Raw genomic sequence first — 15,264 nt, forward strand, 5'->3', positions numbered from 1 at the left:
GGACCGTCTGCTGGCCTTTGCCCGCGCTGGCGGCACCCTGGTGTTCACGGGCGAGAGCGGCAGCCTGAACGAGTACCGTCAGCCGCGGGCGGCCAACCCGCTTGCCGCCACCCTGGGCGGGGACCGTCCGGCCACGTTGGCTATGCGGGCCTATGGTAAGGGCAAGCTGGTCCATGTCCCGCGGATCGCTCCGGGGATGAAAATCACCCCGGCCGCGGGCTGGCAGTTCCCGGCCAGCCAGTGGGTGCTGCCCGAAAACCACGAGGAAATCCTGCATGCGGTGTCGGATAACCTTCCGCGTGGCCTTTCGGTGCAGGCCGAGGCCCCACTGACCACGGCCCTGGAGATCGTGCGCCGCCCGGAGACAAGCGAAACCCTTCTGCACTTTGTCAACTACGACCCGGCGCACCCTCTGGAGCCGTTCCGGGCTCAACTGGCCCTGGAACGGGCGAAAGTGCGGGCGGTCAAATTCCTCAGCCCCGAACAGGACAACCCCGTGCCATTGGAGTTCGCCGCAGCGGGCGCGGGACAGATCACATTCCAGGTGCCGGGGTTCGGTCAGTACGGCCTGGTGGTGGTCCAGGAGAAATGAGGCAGGTGCTCTCCAAAGTCCGAGCCTTACTGTAGGGGCGCACACATGGGTGCGCCCCGGGCGGCCCCAAGCGCCCTTCGGTCCTTTCGGGCAAGACCAGCAATGTCCGGTTAGGAACTTGCAGTGAGAAGTCGAAAGATTGTGTTCTGCTTTGGATTCGGCCAAAGCAGCAAAGCCAGCGGGGGCCGCAAACTCGTCCGAGCCGCGACTCTGCATCAATCTTAAGTGTTTACGGAGTCCTGATTCCGCTGGCGTGTTGCAGCGGCGGCGCTGCCGCGAATCGCCGCCGGGCCATGTGGCAATTACAGCCCCGGGTGTTTCAGGCTCGATTGCACGCTGCCCTGGCGGGAGGCTCAGACAGGTGTGGCCCCCAAAGGCTGAACTGCGGCGGCCTGACAGCCGCAAGCGTGTTTGACTTCCTGGGATGTCAGGGGGTGTCGTAGGGGCGAACACAAGGTTCGCTCCTACGAAAGGCGAGGCCTTCTGTTGTAGTGGCACGGCATGCCGTGCCCGGTCTATTGGATTAAATCCCCCTCGATCCCACTTTGTCAAAGGGGAAAGCGGTCGGCCGGGCTGCCATGAATCGTGAACAGCCAAGGTGCGGTGTGTACTGTTCCCGCCGGATGGATAAAGCTTGTCGTCGCCCGCCTCGCTTCACCTTTGATTCCCGGTCGCAAAAGATTATATTTTATGGCTGAAACAGGCGCTTCTCAACCTGTCACCCGGAGGTGCGCGTGACGTACAACCTGAAAAGATACGGCCAGTGGGCTATGGTCACCGGGGCCTCGGCCGGGATCGGGCTGGAGTTCGCCCGGGCGCTGGCCGCCGAGGGGCTGAACCTGATCCTCGTCGCGCGGCGGCGCGACAGGCTTCAGTCTCTGGCCGCCGAGCTGGGCGAGCGCAACGGCGTGCAGACCCTGGTGCTGGAGCAGGACCTGGCAGCCCACGGCGCGGTGGAGAGCCTCTGGGCCGCCCTGGGTGACACCCGGATCGACCTGGCCGTGCTGAACGCCGGGGTGGGCTACTACGGCAGCCTGGTGGACCAGGAGGAGCAGGCCCTGGAGCGGATGGTCACGCTCAACTGCACCAACACCGTGCTCCTGGCCCGCCGTCTGCTGCCAGGTATGCTCGCCCGCGGACGCGGTGCGCTGATCCTGGTCTCCTCGGTCCTGGGATATTTCCCCGGTCCCTGGATTTCGGCCTACTCGGCAACCAAGGCTTTCGACCTGATGCTGGGCGAATCCCTGGCCCCGGAACTCAAGGGCACGGGCGTTGACGTGCTGAACCTCTGCCCGGCCAGCACGGAGACCGAGTTCCACCGCGTGGCGGCCGGGGGCGACCCGGAGCGCGAGATACGCGCCCCGCACCGGGATGACCCGGCGGATGTGGTGCGCTGGGCCTTGAAAGGTCTGGGCCGCCGCATGACTGTAAGCGCCCCCACCGGGCGCCTGGCCGGCGCGGTGATCCGTTTCCTGCCGCGCGCCTGGGTCAGCGCCCTGGCCGGCAAGGTGATGTCGAAAGGGAGAGAGAAACACTGAAACGGCCGCGTGCCGGCGCTGGAACATTGACTGCCGGAGGCCGTGAGGGCTATATTCCCGGCTCGCTGAGCTTATGGTTTCCGGAGCCGGGGCCGGATTGACGGAGAAGGGTGGATGATTTGGCGGAAAAACTGTTTCTGTTGACTAACGACGACGGGTACGAGGCCCTGGGCATCCGCGTGCTGGCCGATATCCTGCGCCCGCTGGGACGGGTGGTGATTGTGGCCCCCAAGACCGAGCAGAGCGCGTGCAGCCATTCGATCACCCTGCACCGGCCGCTGAGGATCATCTCGTTCGGCAACGACCATTACGCGGTGGACGGGACCCCGACCGACTGCGTGCTCCTGGCCTCGCAGGTGCTGCTGGAACGCATCCCGGATGCGGTGTTCAGCGGGATCAACCACGGCCCCAACCTGGGCGATGATGTCCTCTATTCCGGCACCGTGGCCGGGGCGTTGGAGGGGACCCTGCTGGGGGCGCGCTCGATGTCGCTTTCCTCGTGGGACATGGAGCGTATCGCCGACAGCGAGGCCCAAACGGTTCTGGCCGGGCTGATCCGGGAGCTCCTGGCCGCCCAGGACTGGGCCTGCGACACTTTCCTGAACGTCAACCTGCCCCGGCGGGACAAGCCCATCGCCGGGGTGCGCATGGCGAGCCTCGGGCGAAGGCATTACGCCGAGACCGTGGTCGAGAAGACCGACCCGCGGGGCAAGGTCTACTATTGGATCGGCGGGGTCAACCCGCGCTGGTACGGCGCGGCCAACTCCGATTTCCGCCTGGTGAGCGAGGGCTTTTTCACGATCACCCCGTTGCAGTTGGATATGACCCATCACCCGAGCCTCGAAAGTTTCAGCCGTTTCGAGCGGACTTTCTGACCCTCCACCCCGGGAAAGGGCCGGATGGATTTCGACAAGCAGCGCAGCCGTCTGGTCGAGGAGCTTTCGGCGCAGGGCATCCGGGACAGCCGGGTGCTGGAGGCGTTCAGCCGCACCCCGCGCCACCTGTTCGTGCCCCAGGCGCTGGAGGCCCAGGCCTACCGCAACATCAGCCTGCCGCTGCCGGAGGGCCAGACCATCTCGCAGCCCTATGTCGTGGCGCGGATGCTGGAGCTGGCCGCCCTGGGCGGCACTGAGCGGGTCCTGGAGATCGGCACCGGCAGCGGCTACCTGACCGCTCTTCTGGCCCGGCTCTGCCAGCAGGTGTTCTCCATCGAGCGGATCGAGACCCTGGCGCGGCAGGCGCGGCGGGTCCTGGACAGCCTGAACCTGTACAACGTGAATATCATGGTGGGGGACGGCACCCTGGGCTGGAACAAGTACCGTCCGTATGACGCCGTCCTGGTGTCCGCCGCCGGGCTGGAGATTCCGCCGGTGCTGCTCGACCAGCTCACGGAGCGCGGGCGCATGGTCCTGCCCCTGGGCGACTCCGAGCGCCAGGAGATGGTGCTGGTGAGAAAGAACGCAACCGGTATCGTGCGAGAGAAAATAGACCTCTGCCGTTTCGTACCCCTGATCGGAAGGAACAGCTCCGGATGAGCGACACCCAGAAAGAGAGAAGCACACAGGGCGTGGCGTCCGCCGCGCGGCCGGGCCTGCTGCGGCGGCTTTACGATTGGGTCCTGCACTGGGCCGAAACCCCCTACGGGTCGGTGGCCCTGTTTGTGAACGCTTTCGCCGAGTCCTCCTTTTTCCCGGTGCCGCCGGATGCTCTTCTGATCGCCCTGAGCATCGGCAAGCCCAAAAAAGCGTTCCGTTTCGCCCTCTGGTGCAGTGTGGCCTCGGTGCTGGGCGGGGCGGCCGGCTACCTGATCGGCTCGCTGGCCTGGGCCGTGGTGGGCGACCTTTTCTACCGTTGGGTGCCAAGTTTCAGCCCCGCGGCGTTCGAGCACGTGCGCGCCCTGTACGAGCGGTACGATTTCTGGGTCGTGTTCACCGCCGGGTTCACCCCCATCCCGTACAAGCTGATCACGATCGGGGCTGGGGTGTTCTCGGTCAATTTTCCGGTGTTCATGCTGGCCAGCGTGCTCAGCCGCTCGGCCCGCTTTTTCCTGGTGGCCTGGCTGATCCGCAGTTTCGGCCCGCCCATCCGGGATTTCATCGACCGCTATTTCAACCTGTTGAGCATGGTGTTCCTGCTGCTGTTGCTGGGCGGGTTCATGGTGTTCAAGTATGTGCTGCACTGAGCGAGGCTCATTTGATCCTTGCCAAAACCGGACGAATTTCTTATTTTGTTTTGTCTTGATTGATTCGCAGAGTTGCGGGGCGTAGCGCAGTCCGGTTAGCGCGCCTGCTTCGGGAGCAGGAGGCCGGCGGTTCAAATCCGCCCGCCCCGACCAGTATAAAGATGGGCGTCGTGGCAGCAGGACGGCGCCCTTTTTATTTATCCCTTGTTTCCTGGAATGCCTGTCAGACACTCGTTCCGAAAGTCTGCCCGGAAGCCCGGACTGCCACTCTGGTTTGCGGCGACCGAAATATGTTGACACAGGTCTGAGGAGCGGAGTAATATCTTTCCATGCTCCGGTCGACAGTCGGCCCGGGCTGAAATCCGGCCTCCCGAAACAGAAAAACAGGCTTTTTCAGGGGGGTGGATTTATATCGCCTTGCAGTGCAGTGAGGTATAGATATCCGGCCTGCGGTGCGCTGCAAGCCGAGGGGGAAATTTTAGTTTTCAAGGCGCAGGAATTGCGCTTTCCCGGCTGCCGGTCGGGGCCAGGCCGGGAAATTAAGCCTGAATGTTGAACACTAATTCATTCCGATTAATGACCTGCGGGAACCGAGGCAGGACTGCGCCCGGCTGACGGGGCGCCGTACGGAACTTGCAGCCCGCGGTGCAACCGGATAATCGATCTGCTGATTTCGCTCCCGAAAATGGATACGGTCTTTTGAACTCTTCCATCAGACTCTCGTACGAAGAACTCGAAAAGCGCCTGGCCGAGGCGGAGCGGATACTCGACTCGTTCGATCCCTCCGGTATGGGAGGCTGGCGCACCTGGCTGCCTTGGATCGCGGACAGCCAGGCCGGAGCGCGCAGTATTCTCGAGGAACTGGAGCGCCGCGTCCAGAAACGCACGGTCGACCTGGTCAAGGCTAACGAGGCGCTGCACGAGGAGATCGCCGAGCGGCGCAAGACCGAATCGGCGCTGCGCGAGAGCGAGTTGCGTTTCCGCAGCCTGTTCGAGAATTCCCCCATCGCCATCGTTCAGCTCGACCTGAGCCGCACGCAGCGTTATTTCCGGGCGTTCCTGGACAAGGACACTGCGGAGTTGGTCAAATCCCTGTCCGTGGACAGGAATTACGCCCAGCGGCTTTTCCGCTCGATCCGGGTGGTCAATGCCAACCGGGCCTGCCTGAGACTGCACGACTCGGAATCGCTGGAAAGCTATCGCAACTTTTTTCAGTCGACATTCGCCTCCGAGACCGTGATGTCCCTGATCCGCGTGCTGAAACACCTTCAGGCCGGGAAGGAGCTGATCAAGGAAGAGACAGTGATCCTGACCCTGACCGGACAGCGGCGCGAGGTGCTTATCGAGGTGTATGCCACCCCGGGTGATGGAGACAAATGGTCGCGGGTGGTGCTGCATTACATCGACCTGACCGAACTGAAGCGCACCGAGCGCAATCTGCGGCGTAACGAGGCCCAGTTGGCCGAGGCGCAGAGGATCGCCAATCTCGGCAGTTGGGAATGGGAACTGGCCAGTGACCGAGTCAAGTGGTCGGACACGCTCTACGAGATATTCGGCGTGTCGAGGGATACGGAGATTACGGACGCGCTGTTCATGCAGATGGTGCATCCCGATGACCGGGAGAGGATGAACGCGGTTGTGCAGGACGCGCTTAAGCACGGCCAGCGTTTCAGCCTCGACTACAGGATCGTGCCGCCCGGCGGCGGGGAGAAAACGATCCACGAGACCGGGGAGCTGCGCTGCGACAAGGCGGGCAAGGCGGTGCGGGTGGTCGGCACGGCGCAGGACATCACGCGTCTGAAACAGATCCAGCAGAACCTGATCGAAGAGCGTGGCAAGCTGCGGGTGATGCTCAAATATCAGGGCTTGCAGGCCGAGGTGGCGGCCTGGCTCAACTCGCAGAACTCCATCCAGGACATCATCGGGCTGCTGCTCGAAAAGATCTGCAAGCGGCTCGATCTTCAGACCGCCTGCTTTTTCCGGGTCGAGGATACGTCCCCGTCCGGGATGTGCCTGCATAAATCGTACAATACCGATCCACAGCGGCATCTTTGCCACAGCGAGAAGGCGATACAGAACGCCCGCTATCTGCTGCGGCAACTGCGCATCAAGGGTCTGCTGCGCCTGAGCGGCAGCCGCCCGTCCGAGAGCCGGCGCCTTGAGCGGTATTTCGGCGCCAGAAACTGCTCTCTGCTCTGCTGCCCGCTCACCCTGCGCGGCGAGGTCAAGGGATTCATCCTGTTCTGGCGCGGTGCGCCGCAGGAGTGGGACAGAAACGAGGAGGAAGTGCTGGGCACCCTGTCGGGAATGATAGCCGGGGCCTGGGAGCGTGAGCACCACCTTCAGGCCCGCCTCGAGGCTGAACGCAAGCAGACCCAGGCGGTCAGGATGGCCGAGCAGGCGGTGCGCATGGCCTCGATCGGCGTGCTGGCCGGAGGGGTGACCCACGAGATCAACCAGCCGCTTAACGCCATGAACCTGGTGACTGAGAGCCTGATCGCCGATGTCGAGGGCGGGCTGGACCTCAAGCCCTGGCAACTGCTCGAACACCTGCGCACCATGTCGGGCCAGATCCAGCGCATCTCGGACATTATCTCGCACATGCGGAATTTCTGGGTCGCTCCCCAGCACTCCGACAACCAGCCGTTCGACCTGGATGCGGCGGTGGATTACGCCCTGGCCCTGGTCCGCAGCCAGCTCAACAGCCACGGCGTCCGGCTGGAGCGGATCAGCGAGAACCCCGGGCTCAACCTCACCGGCAACCGGATCCACCTGGAGCAGATAACGCTCAACCTGGTGGTCAACGCCATGCAGGCCCATGACCGCGGCCGCCCGGGCGACAAGTACATCCGTGTCCGCTCGGCCCGCCAGAACGGGCGGGCGCTGCTGGAGGTGGAGGACAACGGCCCCGGGTTCCCGGAGGCGGATGTGGACAAGCTGTTCGACCCGTTCTATTCCACGCGCAAGCCCGGTGAGGGAACCGGCCTGGGCCTGGCGATAGTCAGGAAGTTCGTCGACGAGTTCGGCGGGGCTATCTCTGCGGCGCTGAACGCCTCCGGCGGGGCGACGTTCCGGATGGAATTCCCGGTCCAGCCTGCGACAACGGAGAGCTGATGCGTATCCTGCTGGTCGATGACGAGGTTGTGGGAAGAAAATACCTCTCCGAGTTTCTGGGCAAGCGGCACGGCCACACGGTCACCCAGGTGGAGAACGCCGAGCAGGCCCTGGTCGAGATGCGCCGGGAGCCCTACCCGCTGGTGATGACCGACATCATCATGCCTGGCATGAGCGGGCTGGAGCTTCTGACCGAGATCAAGAACCTGCCGTTTGGCCGCGACTGCGATGTGATCCTGCTGACCGGCTACGCGGATGTCAGCACCGCGGTGCAGGCCCTGCGCGCCGGCGCCTACGACTACCTGCGCAAGCCGATCAAGCTGGACGAACTGGTGGCTTCGGTCAACCGGGCGGCGGAGCATCAGGCCCTGCTGCGGGACAACCGCGAGCTGACCAGCTTTTTCGAGCAGCGCCTGGCGGATGCCACCCGCGAGACCGAGTCCCAGCTCAAAAACATCCGTCGGGCCTATGCCGAGATCGTGGGCACGGGACGTATCGGCGCGTTTTCGGACGCCATGCGGGCCGTGCTGGCCATGGCCGACCGCCTGAACTCCGACCGCTCGGTCCCGGTGCTGATCGAGGGTGAGACCGGCACGGGCAAGGAACTGGTGGCCCGGCGCGTGCACTACGGCAACGGCGAGGTCACGACTCCCTTTGTCTCGATCAACTGCTCCGCCCTGACCGCCACATTGTTCGAAAGCGAGCTGTTCGGCTACGAGGGCGGGGCGTTCTCCGGCGCCAAGCGCGCCGGACAGAAAGGCAAGCTGGAGCTGGCCGACGGTGGCACGCTGTTTCTGGACGAGATCGGCGACATGCCGCTGGAGCTGCAGCCCAAGCTGCTGCGCGTGCTGGAGGAGCGGGCGTTCTACCGGGTGGGGGGCCTGCGGCGCATCGAGGTGGACTTACGGATCATCTGCGCCACGAACAAGAAGCTGGAGGCCGAGGTCGAACGCGGCTCGTTCCGCCGCGACCTGTATTACCGCCTGAACCTGGGCCGGGTCTACATCCCGCCGCTGCGCGAGCGGCGCGAGGCCATCGCCCCGCTGGCCTACATGTTTCTCGACTATTACGCCTCGGTCAAGAATTCGGCTTTCCGCGGGTTCACGCCCGAGGCGCTGAACCTGCTGAAAGAGCATGCCTGGCCGGGCAACGTGCGCGAGCTGGAAAACGCCGTGGAGCGAGTGGTCCTGATGTACAACGACGCCATGGTCACCCCGCGACACCTTCAGTTCCTGAGCCAGGACAAGGCCGACACGATCCAGCAGAACCCCGACCTGACCGTGCTGCGTCCCGGCGTCCTGGCCCTGCCCCCCGACAGCCTCGACCTGGGGCAACTGGAGGCCGAAATCGTGCGCAAGGCGCTGGCCATGTTCAGCGGCAACAAGACCCAGACCGCGAAATACCTTAACCTGACCCGCAGCGAGCTGTATTCCCGTCTGAAGAGCATCTACTGAGCCGGCCGCAGTTGAAATCATCGCTGTCTTGAAACGATCAGTTGTCTAAAAATCGACAACTGTACGAAAATCTGCGTCGAAATTCGCATACCTGCATTTCCGTAGACAACCCCCGGTTTTCACTCCCGTTTCTAATCTGGTGATAAGAAAGCAGTTGTAATTTTAGGCTTCCTGCAAGTGTCCTGGCATCATTCTTGTCTATTAAGAAAACAAGTTTTCAAGTGTCCCTTCAGGGAACGCGGCTCAACCAAATCGCGGGACGAGGCAAGAATGGGAACCAAGCCGAGGGTAATGCTGATCGATGATGACCGGACGATGGCGGAGAGCCTGACCGGTGTCCTGGAGAAGCTCGGGTGCACGGTATATATGTTCTGCGATCCCCTGGAGGCCATGGAATCGTACGATCCCTCGGCCACGGACGCGGTTTTCACCGACCTGACCATGCCCGGGATGAACGGGTTGGAGGTCCTGCACAGGGTCCGCTCCGCCGATCCGTCAGTCCGGGTGGTCCTGGTGACCGGCAGCGTGGATGGCGAGTGGCGCGGGGAGGCCGAACGGGCGGGTGTTTTCCGGGTTCTGACCAAGCCGCTCAACATCGCGATGCTGGTCAAAGTTCTGGCGGAAATGCAGATGCCGTCTCACGACCTGGCGGCTGTAATCTGACGGGGCTGCGGGGTGCAACTCCGGCGGCCCACCGCGGCACTGCCGTTCGGTGTACATCCGGACGGGGGTTGTCCGGGCTGAAAGACATCTGACAAATCCGGCGGCGGGCGCCGGAAGGGAGACAGGGTGGTGACGGGCGGAGAGGGGCACAATCCCGGGGCAGAGTGATTGCTTTCTTTCAGCCGATGCGGCAACCCCCGTCCCAGGCTCTACTTTCGGCGTTTCAGGATGCAGAGTTTCGAAACGGAACGAGAAACGCCTTCCGTTCCGGGCAGGGTGCGACACAGACTGAAAAAAAAAGTGGCATTTCGGTGGGCGAGCGATTATAATATACTAAAAAGTACAGATTAGAGGCGGAGGCCAGATGAACACGGTATTCCTTAGGGAAATCGAACTGTTTGGCTTCAAGGTGTCCCTGGCGATCAGGCGTGGCGTCGGGAGGATACACCGGACTCGCAACCGGAACGAAAAAGTGGTGAAGGACTACAAACTGGGCAATTCCATCAGGGAAATAGCGGACAAGTACGGGGTCACGGTGGGCCGCATCTCGCAGATTCTGGTGGAGGAGGGGGCGCGCTCGCCGCGCTGGAGCCGCATGACCAGCCGTCAGCGCAAGCTGATCTACAAGCTGGACCGCAAGGGGTTGTCCAAATCCGAGATCGGACGCCAGGTGGGGGTCTCCCGCACCCGGGTCAGACAGATATTGCAGGACGGGACTTTCCAGCAGGGAGACCTGACCGGCGAATAAAGGCGAAGGACGTTGTGGCGGGTGGGAAGTAGCGAGGGCGGTGTGTAAGTCTGGTTGTAAGCAGGGATTACGAATTGATTAACGGGTGGCTTTGAACCGATTCGAGTATATAGGGAGGAGTCATGGCCGGTGCGAAGAAAAGACCCAACGGAATCAAGTATCTGCGGAATCAGACACATGACTGGCTGGATGAGAATTCGGTTTCGCTTTACTTCAAGGAGATAAGCAACTACCCGAAGCTCACCTCCGAGGAGGAGGCGCGCTGTGCGCGCGCTTTCCGCGATGGGGATGAGCGCGCGTTGGAAAAGCTGGTGATCTCCAACCTGCGTTTCGTGGTTTCGATCGCCAAGAAATACCAGCACCTCGGGGTGTCGCTCTCCGACCTGATCAACGAGGGCAACATCGGGCTGATCCGCGCGGCGCGCAAGTTTGACGAGACCCGCGGCGTGCGGTTCATCACCTATGCTGTCTGGTGGATCAAGCAGGCCATTTTCCAGTACCTGAGCGAGCAGGGACGGATCGTGCGTATCCCGCTCAACTGGTCCAACACGATCTACAAGATGCAGAAAGCCCAGAACACGCTGAGCCAGGAGCTGGGGCGCGACCCGACGAACCAGGAGATTTCGGACGAGATCGAGATGGACCTGGAGGAGGTCAACCGGATGATGCCGCACTGCCAGCCGCATTATTCGCTCGAATCCAGCTCTACCAGCCAGGATGATGTGATGCTGATGAATTCCCTGGCGGATGAGGACTCGCCCAGTCCGATGGAGGGCATGTTCGACTACGACCTCAAGCGCCTTGTGCAGGGCATGCTCGAGGGCATCCAGGACCGCGAGGCCCGTATCCTCAAGTACTACTATGGCCTGGACGATTCCGAGCCGATGACCCTGGAGGAGATCGGCGAGATTTTCGGGGTCACCCGCGAGCGTATCCGCCAGATCAAGGAAAAGGCGCTCAAGAACTTGATGCAGGCTTACAGCGAGGACACTGTCGCCACCCTGATGAACTGATCCCGGTGGGGATGGAAATTGAACGAGCCGCGGTCCCTTATCCCGGGGGCCGCGGCTCGTTGTTTGTGGGCAGACCGCTGCGGCCTGGTTCAGGCTTTGAGAAATATTTTCTGGCGGTACAGGAAATACAGGACCAGCCATTTGACCGTCAGCACGCAGGCTGCGTAGAACAGCGGCTGGATGTCCCCCAGATGATTGACAAAGCCGTGAATGAAAATATCGGCCAGGCTGCCGAAATTGAACAGGCGCTGGGCTACGTAGATCGTGATCGGGTTGAGGCCGATCACCACGAACGGGAACGCCCAGCGGCTCAGCCCGCGCAGGTCGATCACCCAGTAGAACAGCGCCAGCAGAAGGGCGCTCAGGCCGGCCCCGTAGAGAGTATAGGAACTGCTCCAGAGGAACTTGTTGATCGGCAGCCAGGGGTGCCAGATCCAGGCAATCACCGACGAGACCACGCCCCAGAGCACAAGGCGGCGCACTTTCGCCATTCCGTCCAGGGGTGAGCGCAGAAGGTGGCCGGCCAGCACTCCGGCCAGGGTCGAGGCGATGGAAGGGAGAGTCCCCAGGATGCCCAGGTAGTCGCCGCCGGCGTAGCCGTTGTGAAAGCCCGGCAGGAACAGGCGGTCCACGTAGCTGGAGAGGTTGCCCTCCGGGGTGATCACGCCGGCGCCGAAACCCGGCACCGGGACCAGGGCCATCAATGCCCAGTAAATGAGCAGCAGCGCCGCCCCGGTCACGGCTTGCCCGCGCCAGCCCGTGCGCAGCATAAGCAGGCCGCAGAGCAGGTAGCACCAGGCGATCCGGTGCAGCACGCCGGTGTGGCGCATTTCAGAGAACCGTGGGAAGTCGAGCAATCCATTGAAAATATAGCCCAGGACAATCAGGGTCAGGAAGCGCTTGAGGATATGTCCCGCAATTTCGCGCCGGCTCTGGCCGCGCTCCAGGCGTCGGCTGATCGCGAACGGCATGCTCGTGCCCACGATGAACAGAAAGAGCGGGTAGATCAGGTCGTAGAAAGTGAAACCGTTCCAGGCGCAGTGCTCGAACTGACCTGTCAGCGCCAGCGCCCAGGGCGCGCCGATCAGCCGCAGGAACGCCACGGCCACCGTGTCCCCGCCGATGATCCAGAACATGTCGAACCCGCGCAGTGCATCCAGCGACAGAATCCTGCCCCCGGCTGGGGCATTGCCGGTCTTCCCGTCCATCGGCCCGACTCCTCGGCTATGGTGCCGTGTAAGCGTATCAGGAGCAATCTTGAACCAGGCAAAAGATCACAAAGAAAATACGCCACCTTTGCTCCACCGCAAGTACATTGACACCTCTGGAGTTCACCCGGTCCGGCCGGCCTCGGTACGATATTTGCCTGTTCCCTTGTTCCAGCCAGACCGGTTTCGATTGACAAGGCACTGGAAATCATTTAAATAATCTGCGAACCGACAATTCCCACCCCTCTACGGAGCCTGTGAATGCCGAAGATGAGTCTGATCGCCGAGCTGTGGGATTTCCTGAGGCACCAGAAAAAATGGTGGCTCACCCCCATAGTTGTCGTGCTGCTGCTGCTGAGCGTGCTGATAATTTTTGCCGAGAGTTCGGTGCTGTCGCCCTTCATCTACACTCTATTTTAAGCGGAGAGCACGTTTTGCCGACAACCATTCTCGGAATATCGGCGTTCTACCACGACAGCGCCGCCTGCCTGGTGCGCGATGGGGAACTGATCGCCGCGGCCCAGGAGGAGCGTTTCACCCGGGTCAAGCACGATTTCTCGTTCCCAGCCAACGCGGTCGGCTACTGCCTGGCTGAGGCGGGCCTGAGCGTGGAGCAGCTCGATCTGGTGGCGTTCTACGACAAGCCGTTCCTCAAGTTCGAGCGTATCCTCGAAACCTACCTGGCCTACGCCCCGGCCGGTGTCCGTTCCTGGCTGCAGGCCGTGCCGTTGTGGCTCAAGCAGAAACTGTTCCTGGGCGAGACCATACGCCGCGAGCTGGGTTACGAGGGCAAGATAGTCTTCCCCGAGCACCACGAGTCGCACGCCGCCAGCGCGTTCTACCCCTCGCCCTACAATGAGGCCGCAATCCTGACTATCGACGGCGTGGGCGAGTGGGCCACCACTACCTACGGGGTGGGCCGGGGCAACGGGATCGAGCTGCTGGCCGAGATCCGTTTCCCCCACTCGCTGGGCCTTCTCTACAGCGCGTTCACCTATTTCACCGGCTTCAAGGTCAACTCCGGCGAGTACAAGCTGATGGGACTGGCCCCCTACGGCGAGCCGGTGTACGAGGATATTATCCGCCGTGAGCTGATCGACATCAAGCCGGACGGCTCGTTCAAGCTCAACCTGGACTATTTCGACTACTGCGCCGGGCTGCGCATGACAAACAGCCGTTTCGACAAGCTGTTCGGCGGGCCGCCGCGCAAGAGCGAGTCGCCCATAACCAAACGCGAAATGGACCTGGCCCGCTCGATCCAGGCTGTCACCGAGGAGGTGATCCTGCGCATGGGCCGTCATGTGCACGGCCGCACGGGGATGAAAAACCTCTGCCTGGCCGGGGGGGTGGCGCTCAACTGCGTGGCCAACGGGCGCCTGCTCAAGGAGGGCCCCTTCGAGTCGATCTGGATCCAGCCCGCGGCCGGGGATGCCGGCGGCGCGGTGGGCGCGGCCCTGTTCGCCTGGCACCGCTACCTGGGTAAGGCCCGCACGGCGGATGGTGTCCACGACAGCCAGAGCGGCAGCTACCTGGGGCCGGAATTCAAGACAGCTCAGGTGGAGGCTTTCCTCAAGGAGAACAACTATCCCTACGCCCGTGTCCCGGCCGAGCTGCTGCCGGCGAAAGTGGCCGCGCTGATCGACAGCCAGAAAGTGATCGGCCTGCTGCAGGGGCGCATGGAATTCGGCCCGCGCGCCCTGGGCGGGCGCAGTATCATCGGGGATGCCCGCTCGCCCGAGATGCAGCGGGTGATGAACCTCAAAATAAAGTTCCGCGAGTCGTTCCGTCCTTTCGCCCCCTCGGTGCTGCGCGAGGACGTGGCCGAGTATTTCGATTTCGGGTGCGAGAGCCCCTACATGCTGCTGGTCGGCCAGGTGCGCGAGGACAAGCTCGTGCTGGGCGGCTCGGACGGCAAGACAAGCGGGCTGGAGAAAGTGAACCAGGTGCGCTCCGTGGTCCCGGCGATCACGCATGTCGATAACTCCGCCCGGGTCCAGACCGTGGAGCGCAGCCATAGCCCGCTCTACTACGATATCATCAGCGAGTTCAAGAAACGCACCGGCTGCCCGGTGATTATCAACACCTCGTTCAACGTGCGCGGCGAGCCGATTGTCTGCACGCCCGAGGACGCCTACCGCTGTTTCATGCGCACGAACATGGACTACCTGGTCCTGGGCGACTGCCTGCTGGACAAACGCGAACAGCCTGAATGGCCGGAGAGCGACGAGTGGAAGACGAGTATCGTCCCAGATTGAGAGACCTGGTGCGCGAGAAGGTCGAAGGCGAAACCGATATCGCCGAGATGAAAAAGTTCGGCTATATGGTGGGGGGAGTGCTGGTGGCCGTGGCGGCCCTGGCGTTCTGGCGCCACCATATCCTGGCCGCGCGCCTCTGTGGGCCGGTGGGCCTGGTTCTTATCTACATGGCCGGAAGCCGTCCCGCGGCCCTGGCCCCGTTCCAGAAACTCTGGATGAAGCTGGCCCACGCTTTGGGCTGGTTCAACACGCGGCTGCTGCTGATCCTGGTGTTCTACCTGGTGCTCACCCCGGTTGGCCTGCTGATGCGTATTTTCGGCAAGCGGCCGCTGTCGCTGGGCTGGGACAAGGACGCGCCCAGCTACTGGATCGAGCGCGAGCAGAAGCCTTTCGACCCGGACCAGTGCGAGAAGCATTTTTAAGCCGGGGCAGTTCCGCAATCTCCGATTTATTCCGACCGGTTTAGATCCTGGAAGAGCGTTTACATCCGTAATACC

14 protein-coding genes and 1 tRNA gene are annotated in these 15,264 nt (G+C 62.6%); 14 read left to right on the forward strand and 1 reads right to left on the reverse strand.

The features are described from left to right. The 11 genes from LLH00_06880 to LLH00_06930 all read left to right on the forward strand — a co-directional run. Positions 1-592, forward strand: a 592-nt coding sequence (locus LLH00_06880) for a hypothetical protein (GenBank protein MCE5270994.1), incomplete at its 5' end; no start/stop codon positions are given. 734 nt (positions 593-1,326) lie between these two features. Next, positions 1,327-2,130, forward strand: a complete 804-nt coding sequence (locus LLH00_06885; protein ID MCE5270995.1) for an SDR family NAD(P)-dependent oxidoreductase — start codon at positions 1,327-1,329, stop codon at positions 2,128-2,130. Between the two features lie 110 nt (positions 2,131-2,240). After that, positions 2,241-3,005 carry a 5'/3'-nucleotidase SurE gene (gene surE / locus LLH00_06890; protein ID MCE5270996.1) on the forward strand — a complete coding sequence of 255 codons (765 nt, stop codon included), beginning with the start codon at positions 2,241-2,243 and terminating at the stop codon, positions 3,003-3,005. A 24-nt stretch (positions 3,006-3,029) separates the two neighbouring features. Then, complete coding sequence (locus LLH00_06895) at positions 3,030-3,665, forward strand: protein-L-isoaspartate(D-aspartate) O-methyltransferase (protein MCE5270997.1); 636 nt, start codon at positions 3,030-3,032, stop codon at positions 3,663-3,665. After that, positions 3,662-4,312, forward strand: coding sequence for a DedA family protein (locus LLH00_06900; protein ID MCE5270998.1), 651 nt, complete (start codon positions 3,662-3,664; stop codon positions 4,310-4,312). Before LLH00_06895 ends, LLH00_06900 begins: the two co-directional genes overlap by 4 nt. Before the next feature lie 75 nt (positions 4,313-4,387). Next, positions 4,388-4,465 (forward strand) — tRNA-Pro (locus LLH00_06905). A 546-nt stretch (positions 4,466-5,011) separates the two neighbouring features. Beyond that, complete coding sequence (locus tag LLH00_06910) at positions 5,012-7,426, forward strand: PAS domain-containing protein (GenBank protein ID MCE5270999.1); 2,415 nt, start codon at positions 5,012-5,014, stop codon at positions 7,424-7,426. Beyond that, positions 7,426-8,880 carry a sigma-54 dependent transcriptional regulator gene (locus tag LLH00_06915; GenBank protein MCE5271000.1) on the forward strand — a complete coding sequence of 485 codons (1,455 nt, stop codon included), beginning with the start codon at positions 7,426-7,428 and terminating at the stop codon, positions 8,878-8,880. Before LLH00_06910 ends, LLH00_06915 begins: the two co-directional genes overlap by 1 nt. A gap of 270 nt (positions 8,881-9,150) precedes the next feature. Further along, on the forward strand, positions 9,151-9,543 hold the full coding sequence (locus LLH00_06920; GenBank protein MCE5271001.1) for a response regulator: 393 nt from the start codon (positions 9,151-9,153) through the stop codon (positions 9,541-9,543). 364 nt (positions 9,544-9,907) lie between these two features. Beyond that, the gene (locus LLH00_06925) at positions 9,908-10,291 is read left to right on the forward strand and encodes a hypothetical protein (GenBank protein ID MCE5271002.1); all 384 of its coding nucleotides are present in this window, start codon (positions 9,908-9,910) and stop codon (positions 10,289-10,291) included. Positions 10,292-10,413: 122 nt separating this feature from the next. Continuing rightward, on the forward strand, positions 10,414-11,304 hold the full coding sequence (locus tag LLH00_06930) for an RNA polymerase sigma factor RpoD/SigA (protein ID MCE5271003.1): 891 nt from the start codon (positions 10,414-10,416) through the stop codon (positions 11,302-11,304). Positions 11,305-11,393: 89 nt separating this feature from the next. On the opposite strand, the gene LLH00_06935 is transcribed toward LLH00_06930, so the two are convergent. Continuing rightward, positions 11,394-12,512: a DUF5009 domain-containing protein gene (locus tag LLH00_06935; protein ID MCE5271004.1), complete on the reverse strand. Its 1,119-nt coding sequence runs from the start codon at positions 12,510-12,512 to the stop codon at positions 11,394-11,396. Positions 12,513-12,782: 270 nt separating this feature from the next. Between LLH00_06935 and LLH00_06940 the strand changes: the two genes are divergently transcribed. Genes LLH00_06940 through LLH00_06950 form a run of 3 tightly spaced genes read left to right on the forward strand, consistent with a single transcriptional unit; the run spans position 12,783 to position 15,189 of the window. Then, positions 12,783-12,932 carry a DUF5989 family protein gene (locus LLH00_06940; protein MCE5271005.1) on the forward strand — a complete coding sequence of 50 codons (150 nt, stop codon included), beginning with the start codon at positions 12,783-12,785 and terminating at the stop codon, positions 12,930-12,932. A gap of 14 nt (positions 12,933-12,946) precedes the next feature. Then, a complete protein-coding gene (locus LLH00_06945; GenBank protein MCE5271006.1) occupies positions 12,947-14,767 on the forward strand; it encodes a carbamoyltransferase in 1,821 nt (606 codons plus the stop codon). Next, positions 14,740-15,189, forward strand: a complete 450-nt coding sequence (locus LLH00_06950) for an SxtJ family membrane protein (GenBank protein MCE5271007.1) — start codon at positions 14,740-14,742, stop codon at positions 15,187-15,189. Before LLH00_06945 ends, LLH00_06950 begins: the two co-directional genes overlap by 28 nt. The last annotated feature ends 75 nt before the right edge of the window (positions 15,190-15,264 follow it).

Source organism: bacterium (assembly GCA_021372515.1).
GTDB lineage: Bacteria > Gemmatimonadota > Glassbacteria > GWA2-58-10 > GWA2-58-10 > JAJFUG01.